At 45.0% G+C, this 17,238-nt stretch carries 12 protein-coding genes; 5 read left to right on the top strand and 7 right to left on the bottom strand.

All coding sequences use genetic code 11. The features are described 5' to 3' along the window. Positions 1-28: 28 nt before the first annotated feature. From L1D23_RS08725 to L1D23_RS08710, 4 genes are all read right to left on the bottom strand, one after another. Positions 29-1,399 carry a transporter gene (locus L1D23_RS08725; RefSeq protein WP_239865608.1) on the bottom strand — a complete coding sequence of 457 codons (1,371 nt, stop codon included), beginning with the start codon at positions 1,397-1,399 and terminating at the stop codon, positions 29-31. A 76-nt stretch (positions 1,400-1,475) separates the two neighbouring features. Beyond that, positions 1,476-4,004, bottom strand: a complete 2,529-nt coding sequence (locus L1D23_RS08720) for a glycoside hydrolase family 38 C-terminal domain-containing protein (protein ID WP_239865605.1) — start codon at positions 4,002-4,004, stop codon at positions 1,476-1,478. Between the two features lie 29 nt (positions 4,005-4,033). Then, the gene (locus L1D23_RS08715) at positions 4,034-4,969 is read right to left on the bottom strand and encodes an ROK family protein (RefSeq protein WP_239865603.1); all 936 of its coding nucleotides are present in this window, start codon (positions 4,967-4,969) and stop codon (positions 4,034-4,036) included. Further along, entirely contained in the window at positions 4,969-5,703 is a 735-nt protein-coding gene (locus L1D23_RS08710) for an N-acetylmannosamine-6-phosphate 2-epimerase (RefSeq protein ID WP_239865601.1), read from the bottom strand. Before L1D23_RS08710 ends, L1D23_RS08715 begins: the two co-directional genes overlap by 1 nt. A 475-nt stretch (positions 5,704-6,178) precedes the next feature. Between L1D23_RS08710 and L1D23_RS08705 the strand changes: the two genes are divergently transcribed. Continuing rightward, complete coding sequence (locus L1D23_RS08705) at positions 6,179-7,189, top strand: hypothetical protein (RefSeq protein WP_239865599.1); 1,011 nt, start codon at positions 6,179-6,181, stop codon at positions 7,187-7,189. Between the two features lie 10 nt (positions 7,190-7,199). Next, complete coding sequence (locus L1D23_RS08700) at positions 7,200-8,114, top strand: ROK family protein (protein ID WP_239865597.1); 915 nt, start codon at positions 7,200-7,202, stop codon at positions 8,112-8,114. A gap of 97 nt (positions 8,115-8,211) precedes the next feature. Here the strand turns inward: L1D23_RS08700 and L1D23_RS08695 are convergent, their stop codons facing one another. From L1D23_RS08695 to apbC, 3 genes are all read right to left on the bottom strand, one after another. Beyond that, complete coding sequence (locus L1D23_RS08695) at positions 8,212-10,377, bottom strand: AsmA family protein (RefSeq protein ID WP_239865596.1); 2,166 nt, start codon at positions 10,375-10,377, stop codon at positions 8,212-8,214. A 157-nt stretch (positions 10,378-10,534) separates the two neighbouring features. Further along, positions 10,535-11,176 carry a uridine kinase gene (gene udk / locus L1D23_RS08690; protein WP_239838185.1) on the bottom strand — a complete coding sequence of 214 codons (642 nt, stop codon included), beginning with the start codon at positions 11,174-11,176 and terminating at the stop codon, positions 10,535-10,537. 233 nt (positions 11,177-11,409) lie between these two features. Next, a complete protein-coding gene (gene apbC / locus L1D23_RS08685; protein ID WP_239865594.1) occupies positions 11,410-12,483 on the bottom strand; it encodes an iron-sulfur cluster carrier protein ApbC in 1,074 nt (357 codons plus the stop codon). Positions 12,484-12,640: 157 nt separating this feature from the next. Between apbC and metG the strand changes: the two genes are divergently transcribed. The 3 genes from metG (at position 12,641) to L1D23_RS08670 (ending at position 17,236) form a co-directional block, all read left to right on the top strand. Beyond that, positions 12,641-14,701 (top strand): methionine--tRNA ligase, encoded by a 2,061-nt coding sequence (gene metG / locus L1D23_RS08680; RefSeq protein ID WP_082314240.1) that lies wholly within the window; start codon positions 12,641-12,643, stop codon positions 14,699-14,701. Positions 14,702-14,908: 207 nt separating this feature from the next. Next, positions 14,909-15,721 carry a hypothetical protein gene (locus L1D23_RS08675; protein WP_239865592.1) on the top strand — a complete coding sequence of 271 codons (813 nt, stop codon included), beginning with the start codon at positions 14,909-14,911 and terminating at the stop codon, positions 15,719-15,721. 315 nt (positions 15,722-16,036) lie between these two features. Continuing rightward, complete coding sequence (locus L1D23_RS08670; protein ID WP_239865590.1) at positions 16,037-17,236, top strand: type III PLP-dependent enzyme; 1,200 nt, start codon at positions 16,037-16,039, stop codon at positions 17,234-17,236. Positions 17,237-17,238: the final 2 nt, after the last annotated feature.

Here is a 17,238-nt window from a genome sequence, read left to right as displayed (position 1 = left end):
TTGGGGTGAGTAGCCCCACCCTCCGTGGTTAAATCAATGGGATTTGGTCAACTAAAATGGCATAGCCAAGAGCGATGAAGGTGATCACTAGGCCTACCCAGAACAAGCTCTTAGTAATATCGTTCGGATCGGCCTGAACAAAGTCTGCAATCCAGATATTTTGTGAGTTGGTTGGGTCACCAAAGCCTTGCATCATTCCCGTTGAACGAAGAACCCAAACCACAGCGATTGGCGAGAAGCCTGCGGTAGCAAAGATGGCTGGAAGTGAACCTCCGATACCCCAAGAGTTAAGTGGGCCACGATAAAGCACTAAAGGTGTAGCCAGAGTAAAGCCAATCACATATGTCATTGGGCTTTGCAGCATAGACACCAACATTTCAATCGCCGGTGCGATTATTGGTGTTACGGTGTAGAACTGAACACCACGAATGAGAATACCCAAGCCAATAAGCAGTACAATAGCGCCGGCTACTTCTTGCGTACCTTGGACAAAAGACTGAGCAATCGCATTGATCTTGTCTTTAATTTTGCACACATAAACGGTGTAGATAATACCTGCAATAATGGCGAGCTCAGCAGTCACCACTTGTGGCATCACATAAATTGAGCTTAAAACTAGCAAAACTGGAACGATAGGTGAAAGCAAGGCCCAATTGCTTAGCTCGTAAGCGGATTGAGTTTTTCTTGCATGCCAAGCACTACGCTGATTGTTCTTAACATTGAGTAGGATATAAATCACTGAAACGATAAAAGAGATAATGAATAAAGTGATAGCCATACGCGCCACAATTTCATAAGCCGCTTCATAACCCCCTTCAATAACAGGTTCAAGAATCGTTGCAAAGAACGCAAAACCTGCTGGGTTCATAACCCCACCTGTAGTAAGACCAAGAAGAATAATCGAGCCTGATACTACACCAGAGATGCCTGCTGTCATCATGATAGGCAGAGCAACGGAGCCGACAAGAATCACCGCACCTAGGCCTCCTATCGCAGTGAAGATAATCATAGTGGCCACATAGAAAATAAATGCGATCACACGCACTCGGTCACCGGCAAGCTCGGCTGCCTTTTTAATGATGGCTTCAGCTACACCTACACGTCGTAATAGCACCGCAAAAGCCCCGCCAAAAATGGTCGCCGCTATAGTAGAAGCCATCATACGAGCACCGTCGCCAAGAACGCTGTTCATAATGCCTTGAACTTCTTCCCCTTTGGCATTTTCATGCGCAAAAAGACCCAGCATAGGCACTTCACCAACGCTAGCAATAACTGCGGTCAACACGCCCATAATAGGCAGAGCAATCAGAGTGGAAATTCGCTTAGTGATCATAGCGTAAACAAAAACTATCAATACGCAGGATATAAGCAGTAAACGAAAAATTTCTAAATTCGTCATAGTTATTCTCATTATGTGTAGGGGTGTGAGGCCGGAGCTTGCTCCGGCACGCTATTTCTTAAGTGCGCTTACGCTTCTACATCGCAGGAAAGCGCAAAGTTAAAATCTGTTTTGGTTGAATGTGGGATTGGAACCTTTGCTCTTCACCGATAAAGTTCACCACGCGGTAATCTTTATCGAGAGAGAGAGGTTGCTCTTGACCACTCGGGTTCCAAACTCGAACCTCCAGCTCCTCACCTATGCGTCGCACACACGAAACTTGCAGTGCGTGATTAATAAGGCGAACAGGATTATTCCAGTTTGTACTGTGGCCCTTCACCATAAAGGGTGAGTAGCGAAGCAGTTCTGCACGCTGGCACAATATCTCTGGGCTTGCACTACCGATATGAAGACGCAACTGATAGTGATGTTCGCCTAAACATTGTGCCTCAGGAGTAGGCAGATCAGGTCCAGCACCATTGCCACGAGTCGAGAAGTCTCGTCGAGATAACCAACCCACACTACGCAACAGTGTTAAAGCCAACTCATCGCTATCACGTTTAACGACACGGTATTCAGGCACGCCTAGATGAGTGAGCTGCAGCTCACCTCCAGATACAAATGATTGACTCGGGTTTACTGAAACGCGTGCTTCTTTATTTGGTAGCACTCTTTGATTGTCTTGGTAAACCACCGGACGGCTGGCCACTTCAAAAGCACTGTCTGCAAAGGTCTCCGTTAGCTCCTCGCCTGTCGGGAAGTGTATAGAGAGACGTTGGTCTTGCGCTTTGTTATGCCAGTTGAGATCCATATCGATGAAGTCTGCATCACGATAGAGTTTGATCTTAAGCTGACCACAACTAATAACAACATCACTACTCGCACCCCTGCGATCACTTGATAAGGCCGCAGGTTGCACCAATTCAACCTCTGCACTCATTTCTGAATAATCAGAGTGGCGACGGGTTTGTACATCACCCACTAAACGCGCGACCGTGATCTGATCATTTTGCGCTGGCGCATAGTTATAACTGTCACCGCAATCTAAAGAAGATTCGATGCGACCCAAGCCATCAAATACTTTATTCGTTCTGAGATCAGTCACATTCAATGACGCATCTTCACACCATTCGACCTGATAGAAATCGTTGCAAATTGACGCCATGCTGGTCGTTTCAATTGCTTCTGAGGTCAAACACTTGTTCACTTCAAACGCTTCATAAGAAAGACCATTTACCTCAGTTTGAAACGCAATGTCATACCAAACACCTTCGACTCTGTCTGGGAAGTCATCGATAGGAGAAGTAAAGCTAAAGCCTGGTTCTGCTTTGGTGATAACTGGCGTCACTGTCTCATCACTTTGAGTGGTTAGTTCAAGACCGTACGCTTCATCACCTTTTAGGAAAACGCGCTCGGTTACCCAGCCGCTGAAATCTTTCGGATTTGGATTGAAAATAGAGAACTGAGTGTGATCGGCAAATGGGTTCGCCGCATCTTGCGCACTCAACTCATCATTGGTGCAACCTAGAGAAAGCAATGCCATGTCCATCATTGCTTGACTGCGCTGAGCCAATTTCTCGTATCGAGTCACCATTTCACGGTGAACCTCATCCACTGAGCAACCACAGATGGAGTCATGAGCATGCTGGCTCAGCAAAGTCTTCCAACTCTGTTCAAGGTAACGAGTGGGATAGTTCTCTACTGGTGCCATAGCCAGTAGCGGTTCCACTTTACGTGTTAACGTATCTTCCGCTTCTTGGTTAAGTTGTTTGAGGTAACGACGAGTAGAAAGCACATCCGGCAACACAAAAGCGCGATCGTTTCCGCGAAGCTCACCTTCTACGGTTGGCAACTCTTGCGACACTTCCCCTTCTAGCTCATTCAAATACGTCTCTAAGCTACTCTGTGTAAGCTCAATGTCATCACGAGAAGCATTGAAAGCTTCAATACGCTCAGCCATATTGCCATTGGCGGGACGAAGGTGATCACCACCCTGGGTTAGCAGTAGCTTATCTGTTGTTGCACGCTCAGTGATCTTGTTCAGATAAACGTCAATGTTTTGCGAAAAGTCTTGCGTGTTCAGCGGATGCTGATAATAGCCTTCAGTCAAAAACAGAATAAAGATCTCGCTGCCATCAGCACCTTTCCAACGCAACTCGGATTGGTCAGCATCAATTCCGCGCCATAACACTGTATTGTTGATGTTAAAGCCTGAAAGCAGTTGTGGCATTTGACCTATATGACCAAAGGTATCCGGTAAATAACCTACTTTTTGATAATTACCCAATGAGTGTGCCAGCTTGCGTCCAATCTCTAGGTTACGGATCAAGCTTTCACCACTGCACAAGAACTCATCCGCCATGACATACCATGGACCCAAGATCAAACGCCCTTCTTGCATCAATCGGTGTAGCTTTTCCGCCAGTTCTGGTTCACACGCTTCTAGTAAGTCTTCCGCTGCAACCACTTGGCCATCAAAAAGAAAACTCTCTAGCTCATGGTTTTCTAAAGCATCGACAACGCGTTCCATCACACGAATCAGGCGAGCACGAAAAGTTTCGAAAGGAAGATACCACTCTCTATCCCAGTGAGTTTGGAATACAACCGAACAGATTTTCTTTGACATAATTTCAGTCCTTAAATAGAGATTCAGCGTTAATCGCGCTGCTGTTTGAGTTCTTCAAAATGGTTAAACACCATTTTTGCAGCGCCATACATGCCGGCGTCATTACCTAGAGTGGCTGGTCGAACTGGCGTCATGACACCCATCTCTTTTAGGTATTGGTTCATCAAATCCCACCAATATTCGCGCGAGTTGATCATGCCGCCACCTAGAAGCACTAACTGAGGATCCACCGTCCAACGAATATTGCTGATGGTGCGGGCTAGCAAACGCATGAAATCTTCAACCGTTGCGATCACTTTTGGATCTCGCTCCGCGTACGCCTGAATCACACTCAACCCATCGGGATAGCGATCATGCTCACTCTCTGGAAGTTGGAACAACAAGGTTTCTCTTAATCCTGTGCCAGACAGCAAAGACTCAAGAGGGACATTCATCTGCGGTCGATAAGGGTGTGGGACCTCCATTCGTCCCCAGTGCCCCGCAAGATAGCTTGAGCCATGTAACATCTGTCCGTTGTTTAGCATGGCACCGCCAAGCCCGGTGCCTAAAGTCAACATAACTACGCTGTTGTAGCTCTCTGCACCACCTAACCATTGCTCACCAAGCAGTGCACAGTTCACGTCGTTATCAGTCCCCACATGGATACCAAACTCTTCTTCGAGCAAATAGCCAAGTCGGGTTCCTTTCCAGTTAGGCAAACTATCGGTCGCGTCCAATACTGAGCCAGAGCGCACATTAATCACACCAGCGGCAGAAACACCGATACCAAGTAGGAGCTTCTTTTCACGACGAGCACGTGTCAAAAGCGGGACAATAGCGGCAATGATGCTGTTCAATATGCCTTCACGACCTTGGCTAATATCTGTCGCTGAGGTGTTCGCAACAATGAGCTTTCCTTCACTGTCTATTAAACCGGCACGGATCTTCGTTCCCCCCAAATCCAAGCCAAGTGCGAGTTCTGTCATTAGATTAGCTCCTTCTCTGCTTGCATTGCGTCCGCAAATTTCTTAGTAATCAATTGAGGACGAGTAATTGCAGAGCCAACAACCACAGTCCAAGCACCTGCAGCCAAAGCTTGAGAAACATGGGTAGGAGTGCCGATGCGACCTTCGGCAATGACTGGAATCGTTAGGGTTTGGCTTAGTCGACGAATCAATACAAAATCAGGAGCATCACCAAAATGCGCCGTATCGGGCGTATAGCCAGATAAAGTAGTGGACACACAATCTACGCCCAATCTCTCAGCTTCAACCCCTTGTTCATAGGTGGCGATATCGGCCATGATGAGGCAAGAAGTACCGCGGATAAGTTCAATAAGGCTCTCGATGGACTCACCATTTGGTCGATCTCTACCTGTCATATCCAGAGCAATCATATCGGCACCCGCATCTATGATGGCCTGAACCTCTTTTGACGTAGGAGTAATAAAAATTTCGGAATCGCTGTAATCCTGTTTAATCAAACCAATGACAGGAACACTAGGAAAAGCTTGCTTGACCGCTTTAATATCATCAACAGACTGAATTCTAAGAGCTTTTGCTCCGCCTTCAATGACCGCTTTTGCCATTTTAACCATGGTTTCTGAACCAAACAGTGGTTCATGTGGAAGTGCTTGTACTGAAGCGATTAGCTCGCCTTTAACGGACATCAACATACTGACCTCAATAAGCCTTAGCTCGACCAAATCGCCATCAGCCATTTAATATCAATAACTTAAGGCAATTCGGGATCGTGCGTTTCTTAATTTCGTTGAAGCCAGATTAATTTTTTTTTCAGTCATTCGTCATCTAATGACTAATTTTGTCACTAAGGTGATCAAAGTCTCATAAATTTCATGGTTATTAGAAAATATAGCCATCTAGATCACACATGAATTTTCATTCCCTGAAAACTATAGTGCTAAGTGGTTGTTCTTAAATTTTAGGGAACTTTTTTATTTTAAGAATAAAAAATATAACCAATTGATTTACAAGTAATAAAGTGAAAACAAACAGAATAATGCAACCTTCATCACATCTTTTTCGAGGTGATAAAAATCACAATTCATCAAATTGAAATGTGACTTTTAAGTGATACAAATCTCTTTCTATAAATTAATCAAATAAGAAAAACGAACTTACTCATTTTTTCATAAACAATCCGTCTCGACATTCTTTCACGGATAACAGATAACAATGAGAAACAAAACTCTTTCCCTACTTACCCTATCGTTATGTTCTGTGGCCTCCACTCATGCTTTAGCCGACGGTGGTTGGATTCAAAATGAAACTGAGCTTAGACATTTCAGCTATGACTACAATAATGCTCCTGATCCTTTCACTCGTGATGAAGTGGAAGTGAATAAGAAACTATTGCAAGGTATGCTACAGCTCACGGAAGGAAGTGACCTATGGCTCGACTTACGCCGCATTGACTATTTCACAGACGAAGGTGACGATTTCTTTAAAAATGGTTACCACTGGGATCATGAAGCGCACCTAAGATTTCACTATGATGGGTTCAAATTCCTTGGACGTGACTGGAAGTTCCGCCCCGCTTTAGCATGGGAAGGTGATTGGAACTTCAAAAACACCACTGGTGACCTAAACTGGAGTTCCAACGACTACTATTTACAATTCGATTTTCTGACTTCGTTTCCCGATGGTTTAACTCCGTGGGACCAGGGTCAGCATACTCTCAACTTCCGTCCTCTATTAACGGAATACATAGTTTTGGGTGAATCGAGTAAATTCCATAGTGGCGGTAATTACACAGGTCATCGTCAGCAGGTAATGAACTTCTTCCTCGTTTCTAAATGGAACGACCGTTTTTCTTCTATGTTCAGCTTCCGTAACTACCTAGATACAATGGCTGGCGATGGAATTAAATATCACTACGGCTCTGAAAACGAAACTTGGCTAGACCTCTATAAAGAAGGCGGTTTCAAGGTAACTTGGCACAACAAACTAGAGTTCTACCTTGGTATGGAAGACTCAACAGAAGTACTGAGAGACAAGTTTGTTGAATTCTATACCCGTCTAGAAACTAGCTACACCAAGACTCTCGACAACGGTATCTCTATTAAGGGATTAATTGGCCAAGACCTGTGGGATTATCACTACAACGACAGCATGTACGTAGGCGGTGAATATGGTCGAAGAGAAACCATAGCAACACTCACCATCAACGTTCCATTGGGTAAATAAGGGAGAAAGCATGCAGTATATAGGCCTAGATATAGGTGGGACCAAAATCTCAGCAGCTCTATTTAATGAAGCTGGTCAACAACTTCATTATGAGCGTACTAAAACGGTTAAAAACGACTATGCAAGTTTTCTTGAGCACGTGATCAACGTGATTAGTCAAGTATTGGCTAAAGCAACTGATGAGCTGAATATAGGGGTAGGAATACCAGGTGCGATTTGTCCGGTTTCTAACAATATTAAGAACTCTAATATATTGGTCGCGAATGGACAAAACTTAAAGTCGGATCTGGAAAACCATTTTGATAGGCCTATACAAATTGCCAATGATGCGGACTGTTTTGCCCTAAGTGAAGCGATGTTTGGGGCAGGTAACAACCATCACTCAATATTTGGTGTCATAATCGGTACAGGGTGTGGCGGTGGCCTAGTCTATCAGAAGGAATTAGTAAAAGGGCCAAACAATGTTGCTGGCGAATGGGGCCATAATCAGCTTGCATTCTATTCCCCAGAAAAAGATGGAGAAGCCGAACCTTGTTATTGTGGTAACAGTGCATGCAACGAACTTTTTCTTTCTGGGACTGGATTTGCGAAACGCTATAACAGCGCAAACCAAACTGACTTTACTAGCCAAGAAATTATGCAGTTAGTTGATAAAAGTGACACGGCTTCGCAGCATTTCGAACTCTATTTGGATCAATTAGCGCGCGCATTATCTCAAATCATTAATGTTTTTGACCCTGCTGCCATTGTGTTAGGCGGGGGGATGTCAAACATAGCTTCAATTTACCGACATTTACCTAATTATCTCCCTAAGTATGTTTTCGGGGGATATTGTAATACTCCCATTCTAAAAGCTGAGTTGGGGGATGACAGTGGTGTGAGAGGTGCGGCATTCCTAAATACACACAATAGAGTTAGTGCTTAACGACGAAACCTCTGACTCTATTATTAAACTAACTTTGATGCGATGGATGCACCGTACAACTCGCGTCCATCGCATCAAGCCAGTTTACTTGGAAGGGTTAATTAAACAGCCCTTTAAGTAAGCCATTAACTGCTTCTTTGGTCTTTTCATCTTTGATCTTGTCACCCAGTTTCTCATCAAGCTTCTTCAGGCCGCGATCAATTTCTTTCTGCGCTTTTTGCTTCAGAACATCATCGAAAACTAGCTTGAATTTAGGCTGCTGCCAAGAACCAGAGATGTTGATTGGAATCGTTACATCACGCAACTCATCAATGTCTTTCCCACCCTGCCCTTCCAGCGAGCCTACGATTGAAGTACTAACCGTGAAGTCGACGGTTTGATTCAGGTAATTCGCACTACCATTACCACGAATTCGCAGCAGTGGTGATTGCATCGTTAAATCGTTGGTCGACACATTGCCTTTGTTCAGTTTCAGCGTCGCCTTCATCGCACTAAAGTCAGTCTTTTGCGTCTCATTGCTAGACTCAACTTTCTGGCCTTTTATTTTGGCGTAGTTTTCACGAATCAACTGAGCAACGTTGATGCCGTTAACGGCACCATCGGTGAAGTTAATACCAATAGTCCCGATTAAGTTTTTCTGAATACCCGTTGGCGTCAGACTACTGCCTTTAACGTCAACATCAATATTACCTGTGCCTTCCAGCTTGTCATTGTTTACCACATCTTTGAGTAACGGCTGAACTTTCACCCCTTTGATTTGTTTCTTCGCCGTGTAAGAGGCTGGGCTCTTACGTGCATCCAATTTAGCGGTTGCTGAAATTGAACCTTGGTACAAGTCTGACGTGAACGATGTCAACTCTGCGATACCACGATTGATGTTGAAGCTCGCTTTAACGTTCTGCATTCTGGCGTTGCTGGCTTTGAACTTATCAATGGTAATGTCACCTTTGACATCCAACGTCTTCAACGCTGACAGATCCGGTTCTACTTCGGCCTGTGGCTTACTTGTCGATGCAGAAGCGCTATTAGAACTTGTCGAGCCTGTATTTTGCGTACCTGCCGTACCTGATGTTGAAGTATTCTCTGCTGGCTTATTGAGACCAAGAAACTCATCCAAATCAATATTTGGACTGTGCAGAGCAAAGCGCACTTTTGGAATATCACCTAGCGTCACATCCGCCTTACCATCGAAAGCAAGTGCGTTGGCGGTTAACTTCTCTAGCACAAAGCTCAAGTGGCTTTTTGTCAGATCAAACGTCAAATCAGACGCCATATCCACTTTCATTGGTGATTGAGGCAGCGAGTCACCTTTGAATGTTGCATCCAAAGTCAGTTGATTCATCATCACTTTAGAAATCGCTTTGTCTACCGTCAGTGCACCAGCGCCTTTCATATTAATGTCTAGGCCAGACGCTTGACCTGCAATGCTGTAAGTCAACGCATTGGCTTTAGCAAACTCAAACGTTTCCAACCCTAGCTTGATTGAATCCATCTTGGTTGCCGGATCGCTAAAGCTCGCATTGAGATCAATATTACGCAGCGCATACTCAGCAAAACCTTTTGCTAGCTTAAACTCGGCACTGCCTTGCGCCGTGAACTTTTGCTGGTTGTTTTCGCCTTTAGCGGCAAAATCGGCCTTGGTCCAAGTATCTACTGCAAACTCCGACAAGTTGAGCGACACATCGTAGAGCTTAGTGTACGAACCAGCCAGCTTATCCTGGATTTCAACCGCAGCATTAGAGACTGTCACACCGGCAAGATTGATCGTCCAAGCAGATGCTGGATCAGCAGCAGGCTCTGTCGAGGTTGCTTCAACTGGCGCTTCACTCTTTGGCGTATCCGCTACGGCAGATTCCGCTTGCGTAGTTTGTGCCTGAGTCAAAGCATCGATGTTTTTACGGCCATCTTTGAGTGTTTCTAAGTAAAACTCTGCGCCATCCAAAGTGATGTTGCCAATTTCAAGCTGTTGGCTGAATAAAGGCATAACGGACACATCAATGCCCACCGTTTCAACTTTGAACAAGTTTGGCTGGCTAAAACCCTGCGGGTTACGCAGTTCCGTTTTGCCTAGCTCAAAGCCGATAGATGGGAAGAATTGCCAGCTGATATCGCCTTCAATCACTAGCTCAAGGCCAGTTTGTTTCTGCGCTTGCTCAACAATAAGAGGTTTGAATTGGTTTGGGTTAACCAAAAGTACCAGTGCCAATAGAGCACCGATAATGATTACTAGAGGAATCGCTATAATTAGGAACAGTTTCTTCATCAGCATTATCCTTGCTATTCGGGTATTGCCAGACGTGAGTGGGCAAATATCCCAAGTATAAGTCTTGTCGGAAAACTTTTATGAGACATAAAAAGAAAGTGGCACTTAAAGTGCCACTTCTTACATAAAAAATAAAGCGCCTGAATGAGATAAGGGCTTAAGCTTTCAAAAGTTTTGCAATGTGAGCTTTGAGTACATCGATAGCAATACGATTTTTACCGCCACGAGGAACAATGATATCGGCATACTGCTTTGAAGGTTCGATAAATTGCATAAACATTGGACGCACTGTTTTTTGGTACTGTTTCAATACAGATTCCATCGTCCGGCCACGCTCTTCTACATCGCGCTTCACACGACGTAATAAACAGATGTCGAGAGGTGTATCCATAAAGACAGTCGCATGCATCAAATCACGTAAGCGTGGGTCAGTTAGAAGAAGAATACCTTCCAGAATGATCACCTTCTTAGGCGTCATTGAGGTCGTATTCTCTGTACGTGTATGTTCGGTATAGCTGTACTCAGGAACTTCGACAGCATCACCACGAGTTAGCATTTCAAGATGCTCACAGAGAAGGTCATGGTCCAGCGCACTCGGGTGGTCATAGTTGGTCTTAACACGCTCTTCCATGCTCAGGTGGCCCTGATCGTTGTAATAGCAATCTTCCGTAATCACACCAATTTGATGATCGCCCACTTTCTCACGAAGCTCATTATAGATAGTGCTGGCGATTAAACTTTTTCCAGAAGCAGACGCGCCAGCAATACCGACGATGACGCATTGATTATTATCAGACATTATTCTTGCACCCGATGAATTGAATTGGTGTCATGTTCTAATACTAGCATTGTGCATAAAAGCACACATTGTATTAGTGTGTAATAGATAAACCGCCTGATTATAGGGAGTTCAGGCTGTAGTTGCTAGTAAGGATTTAGCCCAAAGCTACAAATGGAATAAATAACAACAGCGCAAACGATTACAAACCATAAGATGTACAAATGAGCGCGTAAAAAGCGCTCATTTCATCGTTACTCAACCATTGTAAATTGGATAGATGCCGGCTTTTCCTTGCCGTGCCAGTACATTCGGGCACAGACAGACTCTGCTAGTTGAATATACTGAGCCGCATGTTCAGAATCTGGACGCGCTGCCACCGTAGGGCAACCGTTATCGATGTCTTCACGCATAGAGATGTGCAGAGGAATTTGAGCCAATAAATCGAGACCATATTCACTCGACATCTTTTCTGCTCCACCTGCTCCAAAGATGTGTTCTTTACCACCACAATGACTGCAAATGTGGTAACTCATGTTCTCGACTAGCCCCACAACTGGAACTTGTACCTTCTCAAACATTGCCGCACCTTTGCGCGCGTCGGCCAATGCGAGATCTTGTGGCGTGGTCACTATCACAGCGCCGGTCACAGGAATTTGCTGCGCGAGTGTTAACTGAATATCCCCCGTACCCGGCGGCATATCGATCACCAAATAATCCAGCTCTGGCCACTCCGTCTCATTCAGCAGTTGAGCCAGTGCTTTAGACGCCATCGGCCCGCGCCAAATTGCTGCTTCATCCTTCGATACCAGATAACCAATCGAATGTGTGTAAATGCCATGTGCGGCAATTGGCTGCATCCACTTGTCATCACGAACAACCGGTGTCGCATTTTGCTGGCCAAGCATCATTGGTACGGACGGCCCATAAATATCCGCATCAAGTAACCCGACTTTTGCACCAGATTGCGCCATGGCAAGCGCTAGGTTGACTGAAGTGGTCGATTTACCGACACCGCCTTTCGCAGACGTCACTGCGATGACATTTTTTACCCCTTTTACTTCATGGCCGACATGAGTTTCCAATGGTTTAGGTGCCACGGTAACCTCACACTCAAAATCGGCAACCTCACCACCTTGTTGCTGAGACTGAACCCATTCAGACAACTCGCTAACAAGCGCTTTAGCCGCAAATGGAATCGCGATCTGGATAGCATTCGCTCCGACCGTGACAATATTGGCCACAGATGCCCATTGCGGAGCCAAACTCGGGTGCTCAAATTGGTTTAACCAAGCACAAAATTCTTGCTTTGAAGTGAAATGACGCATAGGTCCTCCTTATGCATCTAATCGTAGCACTGAGCAGCGCTGGACTGAACCCCGAAAAAACTAAGGTAATCACGCTGATGACTCCTTGGAGTCACTGGTGGGATAAGGTAGTATTACTCTCTATTTTTTCATACACCTTAAGAAGCGAATATTAAGTATGGCAAACGATCCAAGAAAACTACTGGTCACTTGTGCCCTTCCGTACGCTAACGGTTCGATTCACCTAGGTCATATGCTTGAGCACATTCAAGCTGATATCTGGGTTCGCTACCAACGCCTACGTGGCAACACTGTAAACTTCATCTGTGCTGACGATGCTCACGGCACGCCAATCATGCTAAAAGCACAACAGATGGGAATTACGCCAGAAGAGATGATCGCTGCAGTAAGTGAAGAGCACCAGAAAGACTTCGCTGGCTTCGATATTAGCTTCGATAACTACCACAGCACGCACTCTGAAGAGAACCGTGAGCTGGCTTCGCACATCTACCTTGAGCTGAAAAAGAACGGCTTTATTTCTAGCCGCACTATCTCTCAGCTTTTCGACCCTGAAAAAGAGATGTTCCTACCGGACCGTTTCGTAAAAGGGACTTGTCCTAAGTGTAAATCAGAAGACCAGTACGGAGACAACTGTGACAACTGTGGTGAGACTTACAGCCCGACTGAACTGATTGAGCCTAAATCAGCAGTATCTGGCGCAACTCCAGTAATGAAAGACTCTGAGCATTTCTTCTTCGATCTGCCTCAGTTTGAAAGCATGCTGCAAGAGTGGACACGCTCTGGCTCACTTCAAGCGGAAACAGCAAACAAGATGCAAGAGTGGTTTGAGTCAGGTCTTCAACAGTGGGACATCTCTCGTGATGCACCGTATTTCGGCTTTGAAATCCCAGGCGAGAAAGACAAGTTCTTCTACGTATGGCTCGATGCCCCTATCGGCTACATGGGTTCATTCAAAAACCTATGTGACAAGCGCGATGACCTAGATTTCGATGAGTACTGGAAGAAAGACAGCACAACTGAGCTTTACCACTTCATCGGTAAAGACATCGTTTACTTCCACTCGCTATTCTGGCCGGCAATGCTTGAAGGCAGTGGCTTCCGTAAGCCGAACAACGTATTCGTCCACGGCTACGTTACGGTAAACGGCGCTAAGATGTCCAAGTCAAAAGGTACGTTCATCAAAGCCGCGACTTACTTAAACCACCTAGATCCAGAATGTCTGCGTTACTACTACGCCGCTAAACTAAACAGCCGTATCGATGATCTAGATCTTAACCTTGAAGACTTCACTCAGCGTGTTAACGCAGACGTGGTCAACAAGATCGTTAATCTAGCTTCTCGCAACGCAGGCTTTATCACTAAGCGTTTTGAAGGCAAGCTATCTTCTGAGTTCGCTGAGCCTGAGCTATACAACGAATTCGTTGCAGCCGCTGATCGTATCGCAGAGCTTTTTGAAACTCGTGAGTTTGGCCGTGCTATCCGTGAAATCACAGCGCTAGCAGACAAAGCAAACCAATACGTTGATGAAAAAGCACCGTGGGTTGTAGCGAAAGAAGAAGGTAAAGACCAAGAACTGCAAGACATCTGTTCTGTGGGTATTAACCTATTCCGCGTTCTGATGACTTACCTAAAACCAGTCATGCCAGAGCTTGCTGCGCGAACTGAAGGCTTCCTAAACGAAGAACTGACTTGGGAAGGTATCGCTGCACCACTCACTGGTCACGAAATCACTAAGTTCAAAGCGCTATTCAACCGCATCGATCCTAAGAAGGTTGAAGCAATGGTTGAAGCTTCAAAAGAAGACGCAGCAGCAGAAGTTGCAGCAAAAGAAGCGGCAGAAGCAGCAAAGAACAAAGCGAGTCAGACTGAGCTTGATAAAGAGCCAATTGCGGACGAAATCGAATTCGATGACTTTGCGAAAGTTGATCTTCGTATTGCTAAAATCGTTGAGTGTGAAGAAGTACCAAAAGCAAACAAGCTTCTCAAATTGAAGTTGGATATCGGTGGTGAAGTACGTCAGGTATTTGCAGGCATTAAGTCCGCTTACAAGCCTGAAGATCTTATTGGTAAGCACACAGTCATGGTGGCAAACCTTAAACCACGTAAGATGAAGTTTGGTATGTCTGAAGGCATGGTACTGGCAGCAGGCCCAGGTGGCAGTGATCTTTGGATCCTAGAGCCGCACGAAGGTGCCCAGCCAGGCATGCGTGTCATGTAAGTCAACTGACTTTTAGTTATTCAAGCCCCGCCCTCTGGTGTAGCGGGGCTTTTTTGTGCCCTATTTCACACTTTTGGTGAGCTGGTGCACCTTCTAAGAGCACACCAGTACACCTAATATAAATAAACCATTGAAATATAATTGATAAATTTCTGGCACCGAACCTGCTCTACCCATAAAGAGGTATCAAGCAACAAGGAGTTGGTTATGTTTGTGCTTATTTCTATCGTTATATCACTCAGTATTTTGCTGGCACTATTTCACTTTTCAAAACACCGTCAGTCAACACTTCAAAGAAAGTTCGACATTCTGGTCTTACTTAGGAAGGTGTTACTACTCAGCCGACAGCATAGGTCTCTGACTCATCAAGCGCTGTTCAATCAAAGTCCATCACACACACATCTTGAGTTAGACCGTCTCTATAATCAGATGATAGACACATCCGGTGAACTTATCTCCGTTGCACAATTTGAGAACAAACCCATGTATCGAATACTGCAGCTTAAACTAAAAGGACTACATAAAGACTGGTCACAACGTTCTGTTGCGCGCAATCAAGTCATTCATGGTCATGCGATACGCCATTGCCTGTTTCTAATGGATGAAGTTGCGATTGCTTGGCTGATTGAATCCGGCAGAGAAGAGCTTAGTGACGAGTACCACCTCAATTGGCAGCAGGTACTAGACAGTATGGAGGTGCTGACTCAATTACGTGTGTCCATTCAAGAGGCCCATTACCCAGAAGGAATGCTGCGTGTGAAGTACTACTGCGATAAATCGAGACGTAAACTCAATCAACTGTCGCTTATCTGCCCAATGTCAATTGCTTCACCACTTAGCTCTAAAGCCATGCATACCTTGTCTGAAGTCAGTGTATCCGATGAGATGCTGCTATCAATAGAAGAGCTTTATCAACTAACCACCGATATCTCATTGATCATTTCACAAGTTTACGACCAGATGCTATCCGACATGACAGAAAGCCTATACCAGCCTTTACCTAAAATCGCATACAGCTAGTAACAACAGGCTAACACTGTCAGTGTTAGCCTCTCTCGATTTTTAACTACGCGGAAATAACTCAATAATCTCTTATCGTAACGACAAAAATTATTCATTTTCTTTTCTAGGTTCCGCTATTGATCGAAAGGATTGATGCTTTTACTATCACCTCGCTTCTTGATGATAGCCAATCCGAGTACATCACAGCAGTTTGTGGCAAGGCGATAGAGCAACTATCCAAGAGTGACTTTGACTGCGCATTGCGCATTTTTTGACGCTCCACGTTCTACCTATCACTTAGTGAACGTGTCTTAACTTTGTTGGAGATTAGCCATGGCTATCGCTCATTCTGTCCTTGATTTTCAGTCTTACACTTCTAACGCACTATCTGCGCAAGAGTCACAACTTATCCAATCGTCTGTAGAGCAATTGGGCTCACCACTTTTGTTACTGGACTGCGATGTAGTACGTCAGCAATACCAAGCTTTGAGTCGCGCATTACCAAATGTCACTCTTCACTTTGCACTGAAGCCTTTGCCACATCCTGCTGTGGTGCAAACACTGTTAGCAGAAGGAGCCAGTTTCGACCTAGCCACCAGTGGAGAAGTTGAGTTGGTCGCACAACAAGGTGTACCTGCTGAACGAACTATTCACACTCACCCAATCAAACGCGATAGCGACATTCGTGACGCTCTTGCTTATGGATGCAAAGTCTTTGTAGTAGATAACATCAATGAACTGGAAAAGTTTGTTGCTTATCGAGATGAAGTCGAGTTGTTGGTTCGCTTAAGTTTTCGTAACTCTGAGGCCTTCGCTGATCTGTCGAAAAAGTTTGGTTGCACTCCAAAACAAGCGCTAGAGTTAATTGCTCAAGCTCAAGAGTGGAATATTCACATCAAGGGTTTGTCATTTCATGTCGGTTCTCAGACGATGAATCCACAAAAGTATGTGGATGCGATCAACACTTGCTGCGAAGTGATGGAACAAGTGGTTGTTCAAAATCTACCAGCCTTGAGCACATTGGATATTGGCGGTGGCTTTCCTGTCAGCTACAACTCACAAGTAATGCCTATTGAGCTCTTTTGCCAGCCGATAAATCAAGCATTGAGTCAGCTACCTGAAACCGTTCAAGTTATCGCTGAGCCAGGGCGTTTTATTGTCGCTCAAGCTATGACGAGTGTCGCTTCAGTTATGGGGCAAGCAGAGCGTGATGGACAAATCTGGTATTATCTTGATGACGGTATCTATGGCTCCTTTAGTGGGTTAATGTTCGATGACGCGAAATACCCACTGACAACCTTAAATAAAGAGGGTGAATGCTTACCGAGCGTTTTAGCAGGACCAACATGCGACAGCATTGATGTGATTGCTGAAAACATCATGCTACCCAAGTTGAACAACGGTGACTTAGTGGTTGGGCGTATGATGGGAGCCTATACCAGTGCGACTGCAACAGACTTTAACTTCTTCAAGCGAGCACAAACAGTGTTAGTCAACCAGCAAAGCGTTGCCCAAGAGAGATTAATCGGCTAACG

The organism is Vibrio sp. Isolate24, assembly GCF_022398215.1.
GTDB lineage: Bacteria > Pseudomonadota > Gammaproteobacteria > Enterobacterales > Vibrionaceae > Vibrio > Vibrio coralliilyticus_A.
This window is presented reverse-complemented; position numbering and strand designations above follow the sequence as displayed.

What these genes read in the sequence shown, in the direction of transcription:
- L1D23_RS08725 (WP_239865608.1), bottom strand. Translation starts at nt 1,399, where the DNA reads ATGACGAATTTAGAAATTTTTCGTTTACTGCTTATATCCTGCGTATTG.
- L1D23_RS08720 (WP_239865605.1), bottom strand. Translation starts at nt 4,004, where the DNA reads ATGTCAAAGAAAATCTGTTCGGTTGTATTCCAAACTCACTGGGATAGA.
- L1D23_RS08715 (WP_239865603.1), bottom strand. Translation starts at nt 4,969, where the DNA reads ATGACAGAACTCGCACTTGGCTTGGATTTGGGGGGAACGAAGATCCGT.
- L1D23_RS08710 (WP_239865601.1), bottom strand. Translation starts at nt 5,703, where the DNA reads ATGGCTGATGGCGATTTGGTCGAGCTAAGGCTTATTGAGGTCAGTATG.
- L1D23_RS08705 (WP_239865599.1), top strand. Translation starts at nt 6,179, where the DNA reads ATGAGAAACAAAACTCTTTCCCTACTTACCCTATCGTTATGTTCTGTG.
- L1D23_RS08700 (WP_239865597.1), top strand. Translation starts at nt 7,200, where the DNA reads ATGCAGTATATAGGCCTAGATATAGGTGGGACCAAAATCTCAGCAGCT.
- L1D23_RS08695 (WP_239865596.1), bottom strand. Translation starts at nt 10,377, where the DNA reads ATGAAGAAACTGTTCCTAATTATAGCGATTCCTCTAGTAATCATTATC.
- udk (WP_239838185.1), bottom strand. Translation starts at nt 11,176, where the DNA reads ATGTCTGATAATAATCAATGCGTCATCGTCGGTATTGCTGGCGCGTCT.
- apbC (WP_239865594.1), bottom strand. Translation starts at nt 12,483, where the DNA reads ATGCGTCATTTCACTTCAAAGCAAGAATTTTGTGCTTGGTTAAACCAA.
- metG (WP_082314240.1), top strand. Translation starts at nt 12,641, where the DNA reads ATGGCAAACGATCCAAGAAAACTACTGGTCACTTGTGCCCTTCCGTAC.
- L1D23_RS08675 (WP_239865592.1), top strand. Translation starts at nt 14,909, where the DNA reads ATGTTTGTGCTTATTTCTATCGTTATATCACTCAGTATTTTGCTGGCA.
- L1D23_RS08670 (WP_239865590.1), top strand. Translation starts at nt 16,037, where the DNA reads ATGGCTATCGCTCATTCTGTCCTTGATTTTCAGTCTTACACTTCTAAC.